We start from the raw sequence: 22,465 nt of genomic DNA, 5'->3' as shown, positions 1-22,465 counted from the left end.
TAACCTTATAGTTTACAGTAGATATTGTTATTTTACTTATAATTAGAAATTTCAAGCATAAGGGGTTAAGAAAGCTGTTTGAAGATGATAATAGAAGTGGGGTTAATCCGAATCATGCTGAAAAACTGTTAGATTTATTAGATAGACTAGATGCTGCATCTGTAGCTGAAGATATGAATTTTCCTGGTTCTAAGTTTCATCAATTAATAGGAAATAGAAAAGGTGAATACTCAGTTACGGTTTCTGGTAATTGGCGTTTAACTTTTGTTTTTCAAGATGGGGATGCTTACGACGTAAATTACGAGGATTATCATTAGGATTATGAATATGAATACTAACAGAAAACCTAGACATCCTGGTGCTTTGATTAAACGTCAATATTTAGAACCTTTAAATATGACGGTGACAGAATTGGCTAATATTTTAGGTGTGTCTCGCAAAACGGTTTCAGAAATTGTAAATGAACGTGCAAGTGTCACACCTAATATTGCTTTACGGTTAGCAAGTGCTTTTCAAACTACGCCGGAACTTTGGTTAAATCTTCAACAGAAGTTTGACCTTTGGTGTGCTAAAAATGAATCTGAAGAATGGAAAAATATTTCACCTATTGAAATTAGTTAAAATGGTTCGGGTGATAATTCTCAGGTGAGGTGAATATTTCCTGATGTATCAGTTTTTAATTAACTCAAAATAGCAAATTTTCAAAAGGATAAGTTTGTTTCCAACGATAGGTATTAAAGTCACGCTGATCTACTGAAAAAATGCGTCCATGTCCTAAATGTTCTGCTAAAATTACTAGGGAAGCATCAGCTAAATCCATCGGTAGATTAGCATATTTTTCCATTAATTGGATAATGCGTGGAGTATGGTGAGATTCTAAATTAAAAACTGTAAATAATTCTTGTTCCAGACTATTTAAAAAAGTAACTTGAGCTTGAACTCCTTTGCGAGTTAGCAAAAGATAACAGGTTTCTGTGACAACACACCATGTTGTAATTAAAGGTTCATTGTATTTTTTTAAAGCCTGTTTTGCTCTTTCGTGGTAGGTGTCTTTTTGATCAATAAGAGCTAACCAAAATCCTGTATCAACTATGATCATATTTGTTGGGTAATGTATTAGATAGAACGTCTTTATATGTAGTTGATAAATTTTCTTCCACACCACAACAACCAATTAATCCAATTTCATCAAATTTTTCATAGATGGTTTTTTCTTGATGATGATTTTCTGGTTGTGGATAACGTTTTTTGAGTAGTTGAATAAAATCTAGTAGTAAGATTTGCGCTTCTTCTGGTAAGCGGTTAATTTCTTGAGATATTTCTGCAAGTTTGATATCCATAATTAATGCCTTTTTTGAATTATGTTATTACTATTATACTGCTTGACAAATATCTTCCCAATCTTGTGCAGTCATTTCTGTTGCATTTCCTGAGTTTAATCCTCCTCAAAGCAGGGTTTGTATTTGTTCATTTGCTTTTTGTTTTTGGTCTTGTCGCACTAATTCCCGAAAATATTCACGCTTCGCTGCTGTAACCTCCTTGCGCTACCTGTTGTTCTATATAATCGCCCATGGTGTCAGTTAAGGAAATATTCATACTTTTCATAGTGTGACTTCTTGAATGTACTTTTTTGTATTATGGTAGTTTTTGTCATTTTGTGTCATGATGAAATAAGTATTTATGATAATTAGTTTTAGTGGCTAAATATACTTTTAATAATTCTCAGGTGAGGTGAATTTTTCGGTGGTGTATCTGTGATGGTTCTATTGTCTTCTCTTATTTACATGATAATTGGTGATGGTTGGGTGAGATGATGTGAACAGATACAGGGTTTTTGGGTGGTAATTTAGTGTTATTAATAGTGGGTTATATTGTTGCTAACCCACCGAGAGTATTACTTATTTCCTAAAAATTCATCTACGGTAATTCCTGCTTGTCTAATTAAACTTCTGAGTAACCCTGGTGCTAGTTCTTTATGATTGGGAACTGATAAAATAAGTTTTGATTCGTGCCAAAGTATGATATGACTTCCAGTTTGATGATCTACAGCATAGCCAAATTTTTCAAAGATTTTGACTGCTTGTTTACCGGAAATATTTGATAAGCGTCCCATTTATACTACTACTTCCCCTACAAAAGATTGAGATTCTTTGGTTACATAGGGTTTCCCATGTTTTTCTAATACGTGAAGATAGCCTTTGATAGCATCTTTGATATTTTCAATTGCTTCATCTAAGCTTTTACCTTGACTGACACAACCAGGAAGTTCTGGTACTTCAGCAATGTAACCTAGATATTCTGCATCATAGGTGAATATTACTTGAAATTTCATAGCGTTTTTTTTGGGAGGTCTTTTTTAAATTTAATATATCACTGCTAAACTTCAAAGTGAAGTTTATTAGTTTTTTCACGAACTGCTTGACAAATATCTTCCCAATCTTGTGCAGTCATTTCTGTTGCATTTCCTGAGTTTAATCCTCCTCAAAGCAGGGTTTGTAATTGTTCGTTTGCTTTGGAGTTTTTGGTCTTGTCGCACTAATTCCCGAAAATATTGACGCTTCGCTGCTGTAACCTCCTTGCGCTACCTGTTGTTCTATATAATCGCCCATGGTGTCAGTTAAGGAAATATTCATACTTTTCATAATGTGAATTCTTGAATGTACTTTTTATATCATCGCGGTTTTTGTCATTTTCTGCCATTGGTAGAAAAAACTATTCGTATTTGATATAATGTAAAGAAATTATCACATCATGATAAAAACTATGTCACAGACTGGCTTAAATCTATTCATTCCGATGGAGTTACTAATTAACTCCTTAAATGCACTAAGTTTATCAGAAAAACAGCACCTTTGGCAGATTCTTGATGAAGCGATCGCTGATGCTAAAGAGGAAAGTTGGCGAGAAAATGAAGAGACTAAAAAAGAAATTCAATTAGTCCGTGATGAATATGCAAATGGTAATTATCACAAATTTACTAATCTCAAAGAACAGTTAAAACAAGGAGCTATTCAAAGAGCAGAACGTGATTTAGAATTGGTTGACGAGTGGGTTAATTTGGAAGAAGAAGCGTGTTAAGTAAAGATGCTTTATGTTTTTTTGAAGAAAATAATCAATTTGAAACATTGGTAAATTCAATCCCATCAAGTATGCAATGATATCAATAGCTAGTAGGGTTATTAATGGTGGGTTATATTGTTGATAACCCACCCTACAGGAATTAAAAAGATATGAAATCAAACAAATGGATTGATAATTCTTACCTTATTCTCTATTAGTTGATTATGTTGCATATCTTCTGAGTAAATGATGGAACATTCACTTAATAAAGCTGTAGCTATAATCAAACTATCCCAATAAGAGTAGTTATATTTTGCATTGATTTCTAATGCTTGTATAACTTCTGTTGTGTTAATTGCCTGAACCGGAAAAGTATTCACTATATCTGATATGATTGTAATTGCATCTGTTTTTGATGTGAATTTTTTTCTAGTTAAAACATGAAATAATTCTCCTAAAACCTGAGTGCTAACTAGCAGAGATGAATAATTATTTTTAATTATTTCTGCAACTTGCTGAGATTTTTCTGGCGGATTTTTAGCATAGAGATAAATCCAGAGATTACTATCGAGAAAGATATTATTTATGATATTATCTGTCCTAAATTTCTTCTCGATTAAATTTGTAGTCTGGGGGAAGTGGGAAGGAGTAGTTATTAACTCGCGCTAAGAATTGCTGTATTTTCGATTCTTGAGAATCTATTGGTTGTGTAGATTCGCTGGGTTCGAGAATCATAATTTGTATGGTTTTACCTTCTAATTCGGAACTTAGTTTTTCACTTAAAATAAGTTCTCCGTTGATACAGGTTGCTTGGATTATTTGCAGCATTATTAATTATTTCAACTCCTAACTTGAGTTATTTGGGTATGATTTTATTATAATCTACTGCTCACATTGCTTGAGGTATATCTTCCCAATCTTGTGCTGTCATTTCTGTTGCATTTCCTGAGTTTAATCCTTCTAAGAGCAGGGTTTGTAATTGTTCTTTTACTTTGGAGTTTTTGGTTTTGTCGCACTAATTCCCGAAAATATTCACGCTTCGCTGCTGTAACCACCTTGCGCTACTTTTCTATATAATCGCCCATGGTGTCAGGTAAGGAAATATTCATACTTTTCATAATGTGACTTCTTGAATATACTTTTTTATATCATGGCGGTTTTTGTCATTTTCTGCCATTGGTAGAAAAAACTATTCGTGATGCTTCGGTGGTTTGGGTGATGTTGGGTTTTCTTGGGTTAACCTAACTTACTACTATTTAATGAACCACGAAGACACGAAGTACACGAAGGAAGAGAGGAAGAGATTTGATTTTTAGATCATTATTGTTGGGTTTCTTTGCATCAACCTAACCTACTTGCTAATCTAAAACTAAAGATGAACTATTTTCGTACCACTAACCATATCAGATAACATCTCTGATGCTATTCTTCGATGGCATTTTTCAGGTGTATGTTCAGAACATAATAAGCATATTTTTTGATTTTTAAGGAGTGGTTTGTTTAACTTTTCTAAGGCATTTCTCTTTTGAATAAGACTTCGATATGAACATTCATACTCTTCCCAATTCCAAGCACTATGATATTTATCACGCATCTCTTTAGTCGGTGCAAAATTAGTCCAATGCTCATATTTTATTTCTACAAGGCTAAGAAAATACTCTAAATCATTTTTTTTCGTAAACCCTGCTAACTGACCAGTATTATTAAGACGGACATCAGCAACTAAATCAATTTTTTCTTTTTTTAATAATTCAAAAAAATCTTTTGCCGATTTTTTGGTAAATCCGATAGTGTATATAATTGCCATATTGTGTAACTAGCCAAATAATGATAGTTGAAAGTAAATTTGAACTAATGAAGCATCTTCTAGTTTACCACTAGCTCGAATATGAGTAATTCTTACATTATTAATTTTATAATCTTTTGGTAAGTTTCGCAATAAAGTATTAGCTATAATTTTGTGCCGATGACAGTCACGAGGATCTTCTTCACTACACATTATTGCAGTTGTTTTAGAGAACGCTACACTCATAAGTTCTAGAATTCCAGTATTATATTTCTGGTCTGAATCATATTTATCATCTTGCCTAAACCCTCTAGAATTTTCTAATTCATCTCTACGTCCTCCCAAAGTATCTCCCATCCAAATATACTCAATGCCGTGTTGGAGCAATTCTGAAGATAGGTTTTCTTTAGTAAAACTTTGGTTGTATTTACTATAGGGACTACTTCTCACATCAACAATACACAAAACTTTATTGGCTTTCAAAAGCTCTATAAATTTATTAATGCTGTTGTTGGAATGGCCAATAGTAAATAAGGTTAATTGAGTGTTATTTTTAATTAAGTCTTTATGGTTATTCATTGTTTATTTGTGTCATACATAGTCGCTAAAATCATAATCAAAATCAGCAAAACATTTTCCTTTTAACCAATCTGGTACTGAAAAAATACCAGAAACTTGTCGCCAATTCTGACCTTTCCACTCTCTTGTCAGACCAATTCTAATAAATATATCTTTCCCTTGCAATGCTTTAGTCAATCTTGCTTTTAAATTTGCTTGGTCTGTTTTCCAAAGAAACTTACAAGCAGCTAACCAGTTTGCATCTGTTACTGGTAAGTGATCATGATAATCACCAAACTCATCATAAAATGACAAGTGACATTTTAACTTATCGTCCCATGTTCTAACTTCAATCTTAGGAACTTCACGGCTTTTGACAATCACAATTGAACGTGATTGTTCAGCTAATGCTTGTTCTAATGAAAAATCAGTCTTTTGATTAAGAATAACTAATTTTTCATTATCACTTGGTATACCTACTAATCTGGGTTTAACTTCACCATCTATTTCCCAGTCTTCTGTGTGAAATATTGACTTAGGGATAGGCTTTACAAACTCTAGTTCTACTTTAGCAAGAGGTTTTATTATTAATTGTCCTTCAACGTAAATAAATTCCTGCTTGATACCTGATCTTTGAGGATACTGAATTTGTGGTCTTAAAAAGTTACCTTGATCGTCTATACCACTTACACATACAAATCCCTGGTTCATTCTTGTAACACCAGTAACAAATATTATCTTTCTCATTGCTTTTTTATGATGGTATTTGTTATTTTAAATCACCCTACATTCTTACGAGTACCAGCTATAGTGAACAATAGAAAGAGTAAATACACGCAATTAGGATTTTTGTATTTTATGCGTGTATTTACGTAAAAGCTAGAGATTGTAAATCTTAATGCACCAACTCAATAGCCCGCTTAGTCAACGCTTCCGCAGTCAACCCATTAAAAGCCATCAACTCACCCGCACTAGCCGTAGTTTCCCCACGCTTCCAGGCGAAAGAATCACGCTTACAATTACTGCGTAACATGATTGGTTCTAACATCGCCGCAGCACCACCTGTAACACCAATTAAGGCATCTCCACCAAACAATTGCTCAAAATCGGCATCACTTAAAAAACCGTTATCAGGTTCAGAACAAGTATCCCAAGCTGTATCATGAGGACGATATAAACGGCGAGGATTAATAATAGAAATAATCTTCACTCCTATACCTTCAGTTTCTAAAAATGCGGCTGCTTCAAACACAGGAATTAAGGTCATATCGCCAATGACAGCAAATACAACCGTCTTCCCTCCCGCAATTTCATGTAATAAAATCGCGCCCTTTTCTAGCCCTTCTTCCGTTTGTTTTAAAGTCGTTCTAATGGGTAAAGGAGACTTACTGGCAGTGATGACAATGCCCTTATTTTTTGTTTGCAAAGCCCAGTCATAACAACCTTGAATACTGTTAGCATCAGGAGGAAATAAGGGAAATACATTTCCTGTTCTCATCAATGATGCAAAATAAGCCTCTATTTCTGGTCTTTGGTGTGTCCAACCGTTGCGTCCTTGTTCTAATGCCCCGGCTGTAAATAATGTAATTGTTGACGGTGTTTTGCGTCTTAATTCTGCCATTGCTTGGGTGACTGTTTGCCAAATTGGTAATCCATTGATGGCAAAAGATTCGTAAGAACACCACAAAGTTCTCGCCCCCATTAAGGATAAACCAGCGGCTAATCCGGCACAAGCATCTTCGCTCAAAGGTTCGTAAACTTGACCTCCTGGAGCTTGATTATATAATTCATCGGTGGTAGGATGGTTGATTTTTAATGCCTGGTTAATGTTAGCAATTCCTGATGCTTCGTTACCATCGGCGTTTGTTACCAGGAAATTTTTATCTTTATTTCCTACTATTCCTACTAACCTTCCCATTGCGGTGGTTGAAACTTTTGGTTCTCCGCCCACTGCATATTCTTCTAATGGTAATTCGCCAATTTCTGCTAAGGGTAATTCAAATTCTGTCACTGCGGTTTTCGCTGCTGGTCCACCCCCTGCCCGTTCCGCATTTGTACGGACTGTTTGCCATGCCTCGGCACATAAAGCCCGTTTTTGTAAGGCGGTGACAATATGGGGCGCGTCTAAGGTATCTTTAGGATATAAATTATGGGATTTTGCACCTAAAGCATGAACCCCTGCCCCTTTGAGTTGTTTGATAATAAATACTGTTAATGTGCCACTTAAAGCGGAACGGGCAGCTTTATCCATGCCTACTAGTACGGCTTTGGTAAATTCTAACCGTTTTTGGAAGGAGAAAGCGGTACTATCCACATAATCACCGGGTTGGTTTTGATCATCAAAGTCTTTAGCATTGACTAACACGACTTCGGTAAAACCGTTACCTTTCCAATAGGCGATCATTTCGTCGTTAGTTTTTAAAGATACCATGCTATGATGTTCTTGGCTGTAACCATTCCACACTAAAACTGGTAAAAAGTTGGTGACAGTGGGGTAAGCGGTGTTAAAATGTGCCATGGAACTCATGATGTAGGGTTCACCTAGTCCTCCGTCTCCCACTGTAAAGGGGAAGAGTTTGTCACGGTGTAACAATGCGGCGGCCATGGCGAAATGTTGCCCTTGTCCTAAAGGTCCGGCAGGTGCTAAAATACCGGGAATATAACCGGATAAATGTCCTAATAATCCGTGTTTTTCCCGAAAGCGATCGCGCAATTGTTGTACTGTAGAAATGCCCATGTCTTCTAAAGATCGGTCTAAAAACATGGCACTATAAAAACCAGGGGCATGGTGTCCCACTTCGGTGATAATGTTTTTATGCCCAAGCATGACCAAAGCTGCATAAGCTTCCGCTTGACTGGCAAAACCACCGGGGTGTCCAGAAGCCTTACTACCAGTGATTTGTAGCGTCAGGTAGCGCAGGGCATCAGCAGCCAATAAAGTTTGATATACTGCATTTGTATCGGTAGGATTTGCTACTGCTTTTTGACCAGATGCGATCGCTGGTACTGTACCATAAGTTTGAAAATCTGGCAATACTTCCCCAAAATATTGTATCCCTAGACAAAAATTCGGAACTGCGGAAGCCGTATTTTGCGTAATTGCTGTCATGCTGAGTACCTTAATAAAATCGAAAAAACTAGAGATTCTGGTTTAATTTAATAAATATTTTACATCTTTAAGGTTCTAATAATTAATTGCTTTTTCTGAAAATTACTATAACTAAGTGATGATTGATTTTTCCGTTATTTTGTGTTTAGTTGTAGATATTGATGAAATTAACTACATTTACGTTCGCGGATTGTTCCGTAAGGATAGGTACAAAGTACAGGAAGGAGGAAGAAAGAGGGAAGCAAAAGGGAATCAATCTCTTGTTTCTATGGTATTGAAATATCGTTGTTGACAAGTATCTGGAGATAGAAATTAAGAATAATTCGCTTGGTTTTTAGATTTTCTGGCTGAAAAGTTATAATTACCCCAAGATGATTTATACTTGAAGTTGAGTTATTATGTATATAATTGAATTGTTTTTTTTTGATAACAACAGGAGAATATGATGCAAATGCTACCACAACCCAAAGGAATATCTATTATTCAAGTCTTAAACTGGATATTCAGACCTATGCCTTATATGATGGAATGTGCTAAAAATTATGGAGATGTTTTTGCTCTAAAATTACAGGGTAATTTACCACCGATGTTATTTGTTCATTCTCCTGAAGCAATGCAGCAGGTGTTAAGTAATGATCAAAAAGAGTTGGAAGCACCAGGAGATTTAAACAGTATTTTTGAATATTTACTGGGCAAAAATTCTGTCATTAGTCTTAGTGGTAAAGCACATCAACGTCAACGTCAATTAATTATGCCTCCTTTTCACGGGGAAAGAATGCGAACTTACGCAGAATTAATTGAGAATATTACCATAAAAGTTTTTAATCAACAACCAAAAAATCAATCTTTTAATATTAGGAACATTACCCAAGATATCACTCTTCAGGTAATGATGGAAGCTGTTTTTGGCCTTTATGAAGGAGAACGAGCAGAAAAACTTAAACATTTACTTTGTGCAATTTTAGAACAGGGTAGCACTCCTTGGAGAGTTATTTTTCTCTATTTTCCCAAATTAAAAGAAACCTTTGGGATTTCAGAAATTTGGAAACGACAAATGAAGAAACAGGAACAAGCTGACCAACTTATTTATCAGGAAATTCGAGAAAGAAGAGAAAATTTCGATCCTAATCGGACAGATATCCTTAATTTACTTATGTCTGCTGAAGATGAAAACGGTCAACCTATGACTGATGCAGAATTAAGAGATGAATTGATGACTTTATTAGTCGCAGGTCATGAAACTACAGCTACAGCTATTTCTTGGGCTTTTTACTGGATTCATAAACTCCCAGAAGTTAAAGAAAAGTTATTAGCAGAATTGGATAGTTTAGGAGAAAATTATGATTCTAATACTGTCTTTAAATTGCCATATTTAACTGCTGTTTGTAATGAAACATTAAGGATTTGTCCCGTGGGAATGTTAACTTTTCCTAGAAGGGTTAAAACCCCTATTTCTCTCTGTGGTTATCAACTCGAACCAGGTACAATTGTCATGGGTTCAATTTATTTAGCTCATCACCGCGAAGATACTTATCCTGAACATGAGAAATTTCAGCCAGAACGCTTTTTACAAAGACAATTTTCACCTTATGAATTTCTACCTTTTGGTGGTGGTGCAAGACGTTGTATAGGTTTAGCATTTGCCCAAATGGAAATGAAATTGATCTTAGCAAAAGTCCTAAAAACATGGTCAATGAAATTAGTTGATACCCATGAAATCAAACCTCAAAGACGGGGTTTAGTGACAGGACCGAGTAGTCCGATAACTTTAGAAATTGAAAATATTCGTCAACCAAAATCTGCAATTTTAGAAGCAGCAGCAGTTTGATACACTAACAACCAACAAGATCCCCGACTTCCTTAAGAAGTCGGGGATTTAGGTTTATCTTCCACTTTTTTTAACATTTGCTTACATTCCCTAAATATATTAAATATAATAATATAAAAGAGCCAGGTTTTTATCTTATCAAGATATGCAAGAATACGACGTTATTATTATCGGTGCTGGACACAACGGCTTAGTTTGTGCGGCTTATTTACTCAAAGCAGGTTATAGTGTTCTGCTATTAGAAAAACGTCCTGTCCCCGGTGGTGCTGCTACAACTGAAGAATGTATCCCAGAAGTACCAGGGTTTAAATTTAATTTGTGTGCCATTGACCATGAATTTATTCATTTAGGTCCAGTGGTAGAAGAATTAGAACTGACAAAATACGGCTTGGAATATCTAGAATGTGACCCAGTTGTATTTTGTCCTCACCCGGACGGTAAATATTTCTTGGCACATAAATCCTTAGAAAAAACCTGTGCAGAAATCGCTCGTTATAATCAACGAGATGCTAAAAAATACGCCGAATTTACCAATTATTGGCAACGGGCAATTAACGCCATGACTCCCATGTTTAATGCCTCGCCAAAGTCAATTATAGATATTTTTGGTAATTACAATTTCCAACAAGTTAAAGATTTAGTTTCTGTTGTCGGTTCTCCGGCGAAAAGTTTCGATTTTGTGCGCACAATGTTAAATAGTGCGGAGGATATTCTCAATGAATGGTTTGATGAAGAATTTTTAAAAGCACCCCTATCAAGATTAGCATCAGAATTAGGTGCGCCACCTTCACAAAAAAATCTGGCAATTGGAGTCATGATGATGGCTATGCGCCATCATCCTGGTATGGCTAGACCTCGCGGCGGTACGGGTGCATTGGTGCAAGCATTGGTGAAATTAGTTAATAGTAAAGGTGGGGTAATTCTCACAGACCAGCACGTAGAAAAGATTTTAATTGATGATGGTAAAGCGGTAGGAGTCAGGGTGACTGGTGGTAAGGAATTTATGGCTAAACATGGAGTAATTTCTAATATTGATGCCCAAAGATTATTCTTACAAATGACTGAAAAAAGTGATATTGATGCAGTTGACCCTGATTTATGGGAAAGGCTAGAACGTCGCATTATCAACAATAATGAAACCATCCTCAAAATAGATTTGGCATTAGATGAACCTTTGCATTTTTCTCATCATGAACATAAAGATGAATATCTGATTGGTTCAATTTTAATTGCCGATTCTATGAATCATGTTGAACAGGCTCATAATAAATGTACAATCGGCGAAATTCCCGATTCTGACCCCTCGATGTATGTGGTTATGCCTAGCGCCCTTGACCCTAGTTTAGCACCGCCAGGGAAACATACTTTATGGATTGAATTTTTCGCTCCTTATCAAATTGCTGGTGCAAAAAGTACAGGTTTAAAAGGTACAGGTTGGACTGATGATTTGAAAAATCAAGTTGCTGATAGAGTGGTTGATAAATTAGCAACTTATGCCCCAAATGTGAAAAAAGCAACCATCGCTAGAAGGGTAGAAAGTCCAGCAGAATTAGGGGAAAGATTAGGAGCATATAAAGGCAATTATTATCATATTGATATGACTATGGATCAAATGATCTTTTTCCGACCTTTGCCCGAATTAGCTAATTATAAAACCCCCATTGATCATCTGTTTTTAACTGGTGCTGGTACACATCCAGGTGGTTCAATTTCGGGAATGCCAGGACGCAATTGTGCGCGGGTATTTTTGCAAAATAAGCAACCATTCAGTCAGGCCTTAAAAGATGCAGGAAATTCGATTAAGTCCACAGTTGGTTCGGTTTTTGGGATTAGTTAAGTAATACAGACGTAGGGTGCGTTAGTGCAGCGTAACGCACCAGTTTTTATACATTAGAGAATTATAATTTTTACAATACCTCAAAAAATCGTATTTATTCTGATTTTAAATTTCTAAAATATCGTGTACAATTCATCAATGACTTATTTTCCTAGTAATACACTTGTATTACTGATAATATATTGCACTTATGGAAAAACTGACAGTAAAAAACTTTTTAAATATCAAAGATATTGAATTTAATTTATCCAAGATAAATATTATTATCGGACAGCAAGCTAGTGGTAAAAGTGTAATTGCTAAATTAGTTTATTTCTTTAAAGATTTTTTCATTAAATATCGTTCTTCAATCCAGAATAAGCAAAAAAAAGCAGAATTTGATAGAAGTATAATTACAACGTTTAAAATTATATTCCCGGAATATTCTTGGAAAAATCAGGAGTTTCAAATTTTATATGAATTTGATAGTTATTCCATAGCTTTGAATAACCAAAAATCAGATGATAAGAAGTCTAAATTATCTTTGATATATTCTGAACATTTAGTTAAAGTTCGCAGAAAAATATTAAGCGACTATAATAAGAAAACCACTGAATATGCAGAAAATAACCCTGAGAAAATAGAAGAATATTACAATACAATTTTCACTGAATATATTCTGAGAGATAATCATTTTAATAGTCTTGAATTGGTAACTTTTATCCCTGCGGGGAGGTCGTTTTTTGCTAATTTACAAAATAATATTTTTTCCTTTTTGTCCGAAAATATAGTCATAGATTATTTTCTGAAAGAATTTGGTTCGGCTTATGAAAGAGTAAAAAATTTTTATCATCTTAGAAAATTGATTCATGCGTTTAAGCTAAATGATTCAATTGATGAATTAATTAATCAGATAATAGTGGGTAATTATTCATACGAAAAAGATCAGGACTGGATATTATACACTAACGAAACAAACAAAAATAGAAGAACTAATTTATCACATTCATCTTCTGGACAACAGGAAGCCCTACCTATGACACTTATATTAGCTATTTTGCCTTTTATTAGTTCAACAACACTTTTCATTATAGAAGAACCAGAAGCACATTTATTTCCTACATCACAAAAACACGTTATAAGTTTAATCAGTCAAGTTTTTAATGCAACCGAAAAAAAGCATAAATTTATTATAACTACTCACAGTCCTTATATACTAACTGCTTTTAATAACCTAATTCAAGCAGGTAATACTCTAAAAGCATTAAGAGAGAAACCTGAACAAAATGATTTACTAAAAGATTTATTTAAAATAGTTCCAGAAAGTCAAATATTAGATATTAATGATGTTGCTGCTTACACCATCAAAAATGGTATGATTGAAAGTTTGATCAATGAAGACAATAACTTGATTGACGCAAATATCATTGATGAAGTATCCAACGAATTTAGTCAAGTGTTTGAAAAATTAATAGAACTTGAATTGGGAGAATAACATCTGTGGATTTAGATAAATGTTCCGAAAAAATCAGCCATAAAAATATATTAATAGAAGAAAAGAAAAGTAGTAAAATAATTTTTACGAATGAAAAATTAATAGAAGTGACTAAAGTTAAAGTAGATGGTTGTTTAGATATTCAAGGAGTTAAATGTGATTGGTTACTAATTATTAATGAACCTTATATTGAAATTTATATAGAGTTAAAAGGTTCTGATGTAGAACACGCATTTGCACAAATTGAAAATACAATTAAAGTTATATCCCAAGGTTATAAAAATGTTCCCAAATATTGCTATGTCATCACAACTAGATGCCCTATAACATCAACACAAATTCAAGTTAAGACAAAATCATTTAAAAGTAAGTACAATGCAGTGCTAAGAATTAAAAAAACAGGCTGTAATGAAAATATTAATGCCTTGATTACAGATAAATAAACGTAGTAAATATATATGTTCTAGAATTTCTCTATTAGGGATGGGTAAGTATTTTTCTATTTTACACAAGCGATATTTAATACATTAAATAATGTGTTTCCTGTTCTCTGTTGTAATTCTGCTTCGTGAATAGTCCTAAAAAAGTAGTAAATTAAAAAGTGCATCTAGTAGCATTAAAATTTTGATTAAATCACCTGTGCGGAAAATCGTTATTGCTGGTAACTGGAAAATGTTTAAAACCCAGGCAGAATCCGCAGCCTTTTTAAGCGGATTTTTGCCTCACCTGGAGGAAACCCCCTCAGTACGAGAAGTGGTATTATGTCCTCCTTTCACCGATTTAAGCCTGCTGTCCAGATTTTTGCATGGTAGCCGTGTAAATTTGGGAGCGCAAAACGTCCACTGGGAAGAAAATGGAGCATATACGGGGGAAATCGCTGCCCCTATGCTCACAGAAATCGGTGTGCGTTATGTCATTATTGGACACAGTGAAAGACGGCAATTCTTTGGGGAAACAGACGTAACTGTCAATCTCCGTCTCAAGGCCGCTCAAAAACATGGACTCACTCCCATTCTCTGTGTTGGGGAAACTAAACAACAACGAGACGCGGGGGAAACAGAATCAATAATTAGCACCCAGTTAGAAAAGGACTTGGTAGATATTGATCAAAACAACTTGATTATTGCCTATGAACCAATTTGGGCTATTGGTACTGGTGATACCTGTGAATCGAAGGAAGCAAATCGGGTAATTGGCTTAATTCGTGGTCAATTGACTAATCCCCTAGTTCCTATTCAGTATGGCGGTTCAGTTAAACCGAATAATATTGATGAAATTATGGCACAACCAGAAATTGACGGCGCTCTCGTTGGTGGAGCTAGTCTAGAAGCTGATAGTTTTGCCAGAATTGTCAATTATCAATAATGGGGATTGGGGATTGGGGTAATTATCAATTTGGATTATGTATAATGCTTGACCAATTAACTATCGGAAATCACTGTTTTGTCTGGGGAAGGCGGACTTATATCATGGGGATTTTAAATGTCACTCCTGATAGTTTTAGTGATGGTGGTAAATTTAATACTATCTCCGCCGCTTTAACCCAAGCACAAGCAATGGTTGCCGCTGGCGCTGATATCATTGATATTGGTGGACAATCAACTCGTCCGGGGGCGAAGCAAATATCAGTAGATGCGGAACTTGATCGGGTTATATCTGTTTTGGAGGAGCTACGCCCAGTAGTTGATGTCCCTCTTTCTGTAGATACAACGAGGGCTGAGGTAGCTAAAGCAGCTATCAACGCGGGAGCAGATTTAGTAAATGACATTTCTGCTGGTACTTATGACCCCGAAATGCTGCCAACCGTAGCCAGTTTAAACGTGCCAATTATCTTAATGCACATCCGTGGAAACCCTCAAACCATGGTCAATCTCACAGATTATCAAAACTTAATAGGTGATATTTACAGCTTTTTATCTCAGAGAATTACTGATGCTATCCTGGCGGGAATTGACCAAAATAAAATCATTATTGATCCTGGTATTGGTTTTGCTAAAAATCATGAGCAGAATTTAGAAATTTTCCGGCGTTTGCGATCGCTAAAAACACTTAATGCTCCGATTTTAGTAGGGGCATCTCGCAAAAGTTTTATCGGTAATATCCTCAAGCAACCAGATCCAACATTACGGATTTGGGGAACAGCCGCAGCCTGTTGTGCAGCTATTTTTAATGGTGCAGATATCCTGCGAGTTCACGATGTTCAAGAAATGCAAGAGGTAACTCTGGTGACAGATGCCATTTTTCGTTATTCCTACTAATTACACCAGTTTCCGATGTGATGAGGTACAGGTATTAATCATAAAAATCTCGTGGTGCGGGCATCTTGCCCGCTCAAAGTGTACCTAACCTAGATGAAATACGCTGTATTAATTAGCTCCATTACCATTACCGTTACCGTTACCAGGGTTTTTACTATGATTTTCTTGTACCGAATCAGAAATCAACTCCTGAAACATTTCCGTTGAGTTGGCAGGATCTACAAACACAATTTTGGCATTATTGCTTGCACCCAGTTTCTCACTAGCGTCTACGTAATCTTGGGCAACAAGATACCGTAAAATATCCTTACTTTCAGGATGAGAACGCAAGGCTTCAGAAATGATCTCTATAGATGTTTTAGTTCCTTTTGCCCTCTTAACGGCCGCTTCTTCTTCCCCTTCGGCGGCTAAAATCGCGGCTCGTTTTTTAATTTGTGCGTTCTGTTGCTCTTCCATTGACTTGCGTACAGTCTCAGGTGGGGTGATACTCTGAATATCTAATCGCGTAATTTCAACTCCCCAGGTGGATGTAATTGAATTTAATACGCTTAATATAGTTTTGTCTATCTGATCTCTAGACATATTAGTATCCTCCAAGGAATTTTGGGCGATATTTTCCCGGAGGGTAGTTGTGGCTATGTTTGCTAGAGACTGTTCTAGATCATCAATGGCATAAAAGCTTTTTTCAATGTCCTGAATGCGCCAATAAACAATTGCATCTACTTCTAAATAGATACCATCTTTAGTAATTACATTTTGCGGTTTAATATCTAAAAGCTGCTCTCTGGTTGTGTTTTCCATCACAATCTGATCAATGATGGGAACGATGAAACTCAGTCCAGGGTTAAGTTTACGATGATATCGCCCCAATCGTTCAACTAAAGCGACATTCCCTTGATTTACCATCTTTGCAGAGGCCAAGGCGTAACCTACCAGAGCTAAAAATATAATCAAAATTATTGGGTCCATGATCTTCTCCTCTTTCAGCTTTGGGCAGAATTGATTTCAGGGTGATGGTTATACCGTGTATTAACTAACTGTAATTTTAAATGGGTTAAATGTGTAGTTTTTGAATGAGAATTGTTAATAATTAACCTGCCTTGATATTATAGGCGATTATTGCTATACTTATAATTACTATAATTATTAATTTAATTATTAATTGCTGACTAAGTAACTAAGTCATATTATAACCATATTTTAGTCCTAGATTTTTTGGTGGGAAATCTAGAAAACCATTACTTTACCTTTCCTAAATAACCTAAAATCCAGTAGTGAATAGTCTGATAATCCCCAAGATAGTCCCTAAAGGACCAGCTACAGTATTAACTCTGTCACCTGTTTTAGCTAAAACGTTGCGATCAACTACGACAACATCATTATTACGCAGGATCGGATTAGTTTCTTCATTAATTCCTTTAGATAAATCCACTTTAATTGGACGTTTAGTAACTGTACCATTGGCATTGAGGCGGATGAGTTCTATACTTCCTTTACTGGCTCTACTATCATTGAAACCACCAGCAGCTAATAATGCCTGATTTAAAGAGCTATTGGGTTGTAATCTTACCGCTCCCGGTCTTTTGACTTCACCCACTACACCCACTTCAATAGTATTTGGCGATAAAGTAGTGGTAGCCAATTGCGTAGCTTCAGCCGCACTAATGTCTGTAGCTGTAGGAATGACGATTGTATCTCCATCTTGCACCACAATGTCTTGATTGATATCACCACTTTGTAGTAATTGCCAAAGGTTGATATCTATAGTTTGTTCCGTACCAGTTCGAGTAGGACGGCGTAATTTAATCTTCCGTACATCTGCAAGGGACGTAATTCCCCCAGCTAGTTGTAAACTCCGCATCACAGTGGGTAAACCACCACCAGCACCACCACCCTCTCCTCCACCCGCATTTCCAGCGGTGACAAGATAAGAACCGGGACGGTAAACTTGACCAATTACCACCACTGTGCGGGGTGAAGTTTGACTAGCAGCAAAGTTAGCTGCAAAGAGATTCCGAGCTTCAGCCACATTTAGGCTAGTAGCAGTGGGAACAATAATGGTATCTCCATCTCGTAAGGTAATTTCCTGGGAAATTCGCCCTGTTTGAGTCAATTCCTTTAAATTTAGGGAAACCGTCTGCTCTCCAGAACGCCCTACTTTGCGCCGTAATTGCACTTGAGTCACGTCTGCTGCTAATGTCACACCTTGGGCTATAGTTAGGGCAGCTAATACCGTTGGGTATTGCACACCGGGGTTATTCCCTGCTCCCCCTTGTAAGCTGAGGGTGTAAGCTCCAGGCCTGGTTACCTCTCCAGCTACAAACACATTTATGGGACGAGGTGATAACAAGTTAACAGAAATCAGAGGACGTTTGAGAAAACGAGAATATCTTTTCGCAATGGTATCAGAGGCCTGTTCAGTTGTTAAGCCAGAAACGGGTACACTACCAATTAAAGGCATATTAATTGCACCACCAGGAGGAATTTGATATTCACCTGTATATTCTGGAACTTCAAATACATTTACACGGATGAGATCACCGCCTCCTAATAAGTAATCTGTAACTATACTAGATGTTGATTTTACTGACTGCCTCTGTGCCATACTCGCAGATGGTAAAGCGATGTTGACGGTTGTTAGCAATGCTAAACTCATGGTTGAATGGGTGAGGAATTTACACAAATTTTTATTAAGCATACTTACCTGAGACTTGGAGATAACGATATTTGCAGTTATTCTGAAACATTTTAACGTTGATTACACCTAAACATCGCAGTGGCTCAACAATTTTATTTTCTCATAAATCTTTAATTTTCCGGACATAAGTAATTGTAATTTATTGCTTTGGGATATGGATTTTATATTTTCCATGAAGTTAATTCACCTCTAAATTTATTTAGACAATTTAATTCTCAATTTTGATAACAATTTTTGATTCTATATTTTCCACTTCTCCTCAGAGATTTTTTTCTAAAATATCAGATTCATAATTTTATTTTTTAGATATCTCTACACGCTTTCCATTTTTACCTTGTTTGACTTTTATCTAAGAGCATATTTTAAAGTTTTCGACAAATATGAATTTAGACCTTTTAAACACCTCTGAAATCTACTGTGGTACTACAGATTAAGCTGTAAATATAGCAGTCTTGTGAAAAATAAAATTACTACTTATGGCTGATTTATCCATGAAAATTTACCAATGGTAGTTATCTTAATCACCAATCTATTCGCCATAGCTGATACCCTGGACAGCCATTTACCATCAAGCAAAAACGATAAAGTGCTACTTTCTGATTTCGTTTGCTATCTGATTAAATCAATTCAGACAGGGTATGATTTCTGGTTTGAATTTGCTGAATAAAAAACTCTTCTAGAGATTGACGTGATAGATTCATGGTAATGATTTTTCCACCCATCAAACCCAGACTAGATAGAAAATCATAGTCATTTTCTTCGAGTATACCTTGCCAACAACCATCAGCACCAAATTCTAAACTAGCTATCCATTAATTGGGGAATACGTTGAGGTTGTAATTTTTGGGGAATTTGAAATAAACCCGCTGCTAACTCTAAAAATTCCCAACCACTGAGATAGTCGTATAAATAGGGATTTTCCGGGAGGTAGTCAATATGTTGTTTAACTTTAACGTCACCTATGGGTTGACCTAATAATAATCCCCTTCCAGATGTGGGGCGGATAATTCCCAACAACAATTTTAACAAAGTGGTTTTACCCGCACCATTGGGACCGAGCAAGCCAAAGGTTTCTCCTGGATACACTTGTAAAGAACAGTTTTTCAGGGATACAACTTTTTGATTGAGCCAAAATCCGGTGCGATAGACTTTTCGTAGTTCACAAGTCAGGACTACAGGTTGTTTGTCTAGGGGATTTTGTCGAGCATTGGAGTTGTCTGCAACAGAATTCATGGACGTGAAATTATCAACTACTGACTATTGAGAACTATCTACATATTAACCGCTGTCGGGAATTTTTATAATACACCTTTGGAACTAGGAATGGTTTCTGCTCGACGTGGATCAATTTCCGCTGCTACTCGCATAGCTCTAGCAAAGGCTTTAAAAGCAGCTTCAATAATATGATGGGAATTAATACCATCTAATTGACGAATATGTAACGTCATTTGGCTATGATTTACCAAGGCCACAAAAAACTCCCGCACCAATTGTGTATCATAAGTCCCCACCCGTTGAGTAGGAATTACCAAACCATAACTTAGATGAGGTCTACCGGAGAAATCTAAGGACACTTGTACCAAGGCTTCATCTAAAGGAGCAGTAAAATTACCGAAACGGACAATTCCTTTTTTATTTCCCAAAGCTTGAAATAATGCCTGTCCCAAGGTAATTCCCACATCTTCATTAGTGTGATGATCATCAATTTCCCAATCACCTTGAGCTTGAATATCCAGGTCAAATAACCCATGGGAAGCGATTTGATGAAGCATGTGATCTAAAAAGGGAATACCAGTAGATACTTTACATATACCTGTACCATCAAGGTTGATAGTGACATAAATATTTGTTTCACCAGTAGTACGGTGAACTGAGACTATGCGAGGTGTTTGTTTGTTGTCCGTTGTCATTTGTCAGTTGCAATAGGTAATGGGTAATGGGTAATGGGTAATGGGTAATAGGGGCAATAAATATTCTCCCTGCCCCCTGCTCCCGGCCTCTTCTTACATCCCCATGATTTCATATCCCGCATCTACATACAGGATTTGTCCAGTAATACCGCTTGCCAAATCACTACACAAAAAAGCGGCTGTATTACCTACTTCTAATTGAGTGACAGTGCGACGGAGCGGGGCTACTTTTTCAACATGATGAATCATATCTAGGATACCACCGACGGCAGAAGAAGCTAAAGTGCGAATAGGACCAGCCGAAATGCCATTAACACGAATATTTTCAGGACCAAATTCGGCTGCTAAATAACGAACACTGGCTTCTAGACCTGCTTTAGCCACACCCATAACATTATAATTAGGAATTGCTCTAACTGCTCCCAAATATGTAAGAGTAATAATACTTCCGCCTTGAGTCATCAAAGGTTTAGCAGCACCGCTTAACTGTACAAGAGAATAAGTGCTAACTTCTAAAGCTGTATTGAAACCAGAACGGGAAGTTTGGCTAAAACCTCCGGTCAAATCTTCCTTTTTAGCAAAAGCCAAACAATGGACTAGAATATCTAATCTCCCCCATTCTTGCCGGATAGTTTCAAAAGTAGATTGAATTTGCTCGTCATTTTCAACATTGCAGGGCAGAAACAAACTAGGGTTGAGCGGTTCTACCAATTCAGCCACTTTTTTTTCCATTTTACCCTTGTCATCTGGCAAGTAGGTAATACCCAAATTAGCCCCCGCTTTGTGCAGTTGCTGGGCAATTCCCCAAGCGATAGAACGGTTATTGGCAATACCTGTAACTAGGGCATTTTTTCCAGACAGATTCAGCATAAACTTTGCTAATATAATTCATCATTAGGAGCATACTAGAATCTGACCCTAGTTTAACTTTGTGAGTCTAGAAATTTTCTAAAATCCGCAAAGAGTAGGCAGGAAGTACCCGGCAAATCATAACCATATTTGTAAAGATTCTCAAGAAATTTCCCAGCTTTGGGGCAAAACCTGGAGACGATAACTAGCAGAACTACTTATCAATAATTACTAGCTAACCTGAACCAAAATTATGTATCATAATCAACGAAGGGTTAGGAAATATGAATTTGGGTATAGGAAAAACAAAAAAAATAACGGTGCTTTATTGATTTTTCAGGTGTATTCTTAGGTAATTAGTTTTTGTTTTTCTGGCATTGGGTAGGGGAAGGGAGATGATCGTGACACAAGACAAAGCCCTAGCAAATGTTTTTCGTCAGATGGCCACCGGGGCTTTTCCCCCGGTTGTCGAGACGTTTGAACGCAATAAGACGATCTTTTTTCCGGGAGATCCTGCTGAACGAGTTTATTTTCTTCTCAAGGGTGCGGTGAAACTGTCGAGGGTGTATGAAGCAGGAGAAGAAATAACGGTGGCTCTGCTGAGGGAAAATAGCGTTTTTGGCGTGCTGTCTCTATTGACAGGTAATAAGTCTGATCGATTTTATCATGCAGTGGCATTTACCACTGTAGAATTGCTTTCAGCGCCAATTGAACAAGTGGAGCAGTCACTAAAGGAAAATCCAGAATTATCAATGTTAATGCTGCGAGGGCTGTCTTCGCGGATTCTCCAGACGGAGATGATGATTGAAACTCTGGCTCACCGCGACATGGGTTCACGGTTAATTAGTTTTTTACTGATTCTTTGTCGTGATTTTGGCGTTCCTTCTGCTGATGGCATTACCATTGATCTGAAGTTATCACATCAGGCGATCGCTGAAGCAATTGGCTCGACTCGCGTTACTGTGACTAGACTCCTGGGAGATTTACGCGAGAAAAAAATGATTTCCATTCATAAAAAGAAGATTACTGTGCATAAACCTGTCGCTTTAAGTAAGCAATTTACTTAAAATTTATAATTTATGGGGTAAGGTCAATAGA

At 36.4% G+C, this 22,465-nt stretch carries 25 protein-coding genes and 2 pseudogenes; 10 read left to right on the top strand and 17 right to left on the bottom strand.

Annotated elements, in window-relative coordinates; genetic code table 11:
• Nucleotides 1-23 precede the first annotated feature (23 nt).
• A complete protein-coding gene (locus H6F39_RS09350; RefSeq protein ID WP_347238702.1) occupies nt 24-317 on the top strand; it encodes a type II toxin-antitoxin system RelE/ParE family toxin in 294 nt (97 codons plus the stop codon).
• A 10-nt stretch (nt 318-327) separates the two neighbouring features.
• Nucleotides 328-621 carry a HigA family addiction module antitoxin gene (locus H6F39_RS09345; protein ID WP_137907879.1) on the top strand — a complete coding sequence of 98 codons (294 nt, stop codon included), beginning with the start codon at nt 328-330 and terminating at the stop codon, nt 619-621.
• Between the two features lie 64 nt (nt 622-685).
• Here H6F39_RS09345 and H6F39_RS09340 read toward each other — a convergent pair whose 3' ends face one another.
• The 6 genes from H6F39_RS09340 to H6F39_RS20680 form a co-directional block, all read right to left on the bottom strand.
• The gene (locus H6F39_RS09340) at nt 686-1,099 is read right to left on the bottom strand and encodes a type II toxin-antitoxin system VapC family toxin (RefSeq protein WP_137907880.1); all 414 of its coding nucleotides are present in this window, start codon (nt 1,097-1,099) and stop codon (nt 686-688) included.
• The gene (locus tag H6F39_RS09335; RefSeq protein ID WP_137907881.1) at nt 1,086-1,340 is read right to left on the bottom strand and encodes a DUF2281 domain-containing protein; all 255 of its coding nucleotides are present in this window, start codon (nt 1,338-1,340) and stop codon (nt 1,086-1,088) included. The genes H6F39_RS09340 and H6F39_RS09335 overlap by 14 nt, the downstream gene beginning before the upstream one ends.
• Before the next feature lie 175 nt (nt 1,341-1,515).
• Nucleotides 1,516-1,605 carry a type II toxin-antitoxin system ParD family antitoxin gene (locus tag H6F39_RS21150; protein WP_370539377.1) on the bottom strand — a complete coding sequence of 30 codons (90 nt, stop codon included), beginning with the start codon at nt 1,603-1,605 and terminating at the stop codon, nt 1,516-1,518.
• Between the two features lie 289 nt (nt 1,606-1,894).
• The gene (locus H6F39_RS09325; RefSeq protein WP_190396600.1) at nt 1,895-2,113 is read right to left on the bottom strand and encodes a type II toxin-antitoxin system HicA family toxin; all 219 of its coding nucleotides are present in this window, start codon (nt 2,111-2,113) and stop codon (nt 1,895-1,897) included.
• On the bottom strand, nt 2,114-2,332 hold the full coding sequence (locus tag H6F39_RS09320; RefSeq protein ID WP_190396599.1) for a type II toxin-antitoxin system HicB family antitoxin: 219 nt from the start codon (nt 2,330-2,332) through the stop codon (nt 2,114-2,116). It lies immediately after the preceding gene.
• 139 nt (nt 2,333-2,471) lie between these two features.
• Nucleotides 2,472-2,642 (bottom strand): hypothetical protein, encoded by a 171-nt coding sequence (locus tag H6F39_RS20680; protein WP_236097113.1) that lies wholly within the window; start codon nt 2,640-2,642, stop codon nt 2,472-2,474.
• Between the two features lie 109 nt (nt 2,643-2,751).
• Here H6F39_RS20680 and H6F39_RS09310 point away from each other — a divergent pair, with 109 nt between their 5' ends.
• Entirely contained in the window at nt 2,752-3,078 is a 327-nt protein-coding gene (locus H6F39_RS09310) for a hypothetical protein (protein WP_236097114.1), read from the top strand.
• A 158-nt stretch (nt 3,079-3,236) separates the two neighbouring features.
• On the opposite strand, the gene H6F39_RS21145 is transcribed toward H6F39_RS09310, so the two are convergent.
• From H6F39_RS21145 to H6F39_RS09280, 6 genes are all read right to left on the bottom strand, one after another.
• Nucleotides 3,237-3,638, bottom strand: coding sequence for a PIN domain-containing protein (locus H6F39_RS21145; RefSeq protein WP_370539378.1), 402 nt, complete (start codon nt 3,636-3,638; stop codon nt 3,237-3,239).
• A gap of 22 nt (nt 3,639-3,660) precedes the next feature.
• Entirely contained in the window at nt 3,661-3,888 is a 228-nt protein-coding gene (locus H6F39_RS09300; protein WP_190396598.1) for a hypothetical protein, read from the bottom strand.
• Between the two features lie 541 nt (nt 3,889-4,429).
• The gene (locus H6F39_RS09295; protein WP_190396597.1) at nt 4,430-4,867 is read right to left on the bottom strand and encodes a DUF488 family protein; all 438 of its coding nucleotides are present in this window, start codon (nt 4,865-4,867) and stop codon (nt 4,430-4,432) included.
• A gap of 9 nt (nt 4,868-4,876) precedes the next feature.
• Nucleotides 4,877-5,425, bottom strand: a complete 549-nt coding sequence (locus tag H6F39_RS09290; RefSeq protein ID WP_190396596.1) for a DUF488 family protein — start codon at nt 5,423-5,425, stop codon at nt 4,877-4,879.
• Nucleotides 5,426-5,437: 12 nt separating this feature from the next.
• On the bottom strand, nt 5,438-6,151 hold the full coding sequence (locus H6F39_RS09285; RefSeq protein WP_190396595.1) for a hypothetical protein: 714 nt from the start codon (nt 6,149-6,151) through the stop codon (nt 5,438-5,440).
• 148 nt (nt 6,152-6,299) lie between these two features.
• Nucleotides 6,300-8,513 carry a phosphoketolase gene (locus H6F39_RS09280; RefSeq protein ID WP_190396594.1) on the bottom strand — a complete coding sequence of 738 codons (2,214 nt, stop codon included), beginning with the start codon at nt 8,511-8,513 and terminating at the stop codon, nt 6,300-6,302.
• A gap of 445 nt (nt 8,514-8,958) precedes the next feature.
• Between H6F39_RS09280 and H6F39_RS09275 the strand changes: the two genes are divergently transcribed.
• The 6 genes and pseudogenes from H6F39_RS09275 (at nt 8,959) to folP (ending at nt 15,910) form a co-directional block, all read left to right on the top strand.
• Entirely contained in the window at nt 8,959-10,341 is a 1,383-nt protein-coding gene (locus H6F39_RS09275) for a cytochrome P450 (RefSeq protein WP_190396605.1), read from the top strand.
• A 139-nt stretch (nt 10,342-10,480) separates the two neighbouring features.
• Nucleotides 10,481-12,178: pseudogene (gene crtO, locus H6F39_RS09270) on the top strand (beta-carotene ketolase CrtO); the annotation flags it as partial.
• 190 nt (nt 12,179-12,368) lie between these two features.
• Nucleotides 12,369-13,652, top strand: coding sequence for an AAA family ATPase (locus H6F39_RS09265; protein ID WP_190396593.1), 1,284 nt, complete (start codon nt 12,369-12,371; stop codon nt 13,650-13,652).
• Between the two features lie 5 nt (nt 13,653-13,657).
• Complete coding sequence (locus H6F39_RS09260) at nt 13,658-14,095, top strand: hypothetical protein (RefSeq protein ID WP_137907888.1); 438 nt, start codon at nt 13,658-13,660, stop codon at nt 14,093-14,095.
• A 196-nt stretch (nt 14,096-14,291) separates the two neighbouring features.
• A complete protein-coding gene (gene tpiA, locus H6F39_RS09255; RefSeq protein ID WP_190371851.1) occupies nt 14,292-15,017 on the top strand; it encodes a triose-phosphate isomerase in 726 nt (241 codons plus the stop codon).
• 44 nt (nt 15,018-15,061) lie between these two features.
• Nucleotides 15,062-15,910, top strand: a complete 849-nt coding sequence (folP, locus tag H6F39_RS09250) for a dihydropteroate synthase (RefSeq protein WP_137907889.1) — start codon at nt 15,062-15,064, stop codon at nt 15,908-15,910.
• A 108-nt stretch (nt 15,911-16,018) separates the two neighbouring features.
• Here the strand turns inward: folP and H6F39_RS09245 are convergent, their stop codons facing one another.
• The 5 genes and pseudogenes from H6F39_RS09245 to fabI form a co-directional block, all read right to left on the bottom strand.
• The gene (locus H6F39_RS09245; protein ID WP_137907890.1) at nt 16,019-16,879 is read right to left on the bottom strand and encodes an SPFH domain-containing protein; all 861 of its coding nucleotides are present in this window, start codon (nt 16,877-16,879) and stop codon (nt 16,019-16,021) included.
• Between the two features lie 292 nt (nt 16,880-17,171).
• Nucleotides 17,172-18,608: a polysaccharide biosynthesis/export family protein gene (locus tag H6F39_RS09240; RefSeq protein WP_137907891.1), complete on the bottom strand. Its 1,437-nt coding sequence runs from the start codon at nt 18,606-18,608 to the stop codon at nt 17,172-17,174.
• A gap of 617 nt (nt 18,609-19,225) precedes the next feature.
• Nucleotides 19,226-19,841: pseudogene (locus H6F39_RS09235) on the bottom strand (ATP-binding cassette domain-containing protein).
• Nucleotides 19,842-19,906: 65 nt separating this feature from the next.
• On the bottom strand, nt 19,907-20,518 hold the full coding sequence (hisB, locus tag H6F39_RS09230; RefSeq protein ID WP_137907892.1) for an imidazoleglycerol-phosphate dehydratase HisB: 612 nt from the start codon (nt 20,516-20,518) through the stop codon (nt 19,907-19,909).
• Nucleotides 20,519-20,611: 93 nt separating this feature from the next.
• Nucleotides 20,612-21,388, bottom strand: a complete 777-nt coding sequence (gene fabI, locus H6F39_RS09225) for an enoyl-ACP reductase FabI (protein WP_137907893.1) — start codon at nt 21,386-21,388, stop codon at nt 20,612-20,614.
• Between the two features lie 374 nt (nt 21,389-21,762).
• Here fabI and ntcA point away from each other — a divergent pair, with 374 nt between their 5' ends.
• On the top strand, nt 21,763-22,434 hold the full coding sequence (ntcA, locus tag H6F39_RS09220; protein ID WP_028084503.1) for a global nitrogen regulator NtcA: 672 nt from the start codon (nt 21,763-21,765) through the stop codon (nt 22,432-22,434).
• Nucleotides 22,435-22,465: the final 31 nt, after the last annotated feature.

This window comes from Dolichospermum sp. FACHB-1250 (assembly GCF_014696335.1).
In the GTDB taxonomy this organism is placed as follows: Bacteria; Cyanobacteriota; Cyanobacteriia; order Cyanobacteriales; family Nostocaceae; genus Dolichospermum; species Dolichospermum planctonicum.
Note: the sequence above shows the minus strand (reverse complement) of the source record. Positions and strands in the feature narration are given on the sequence as shown.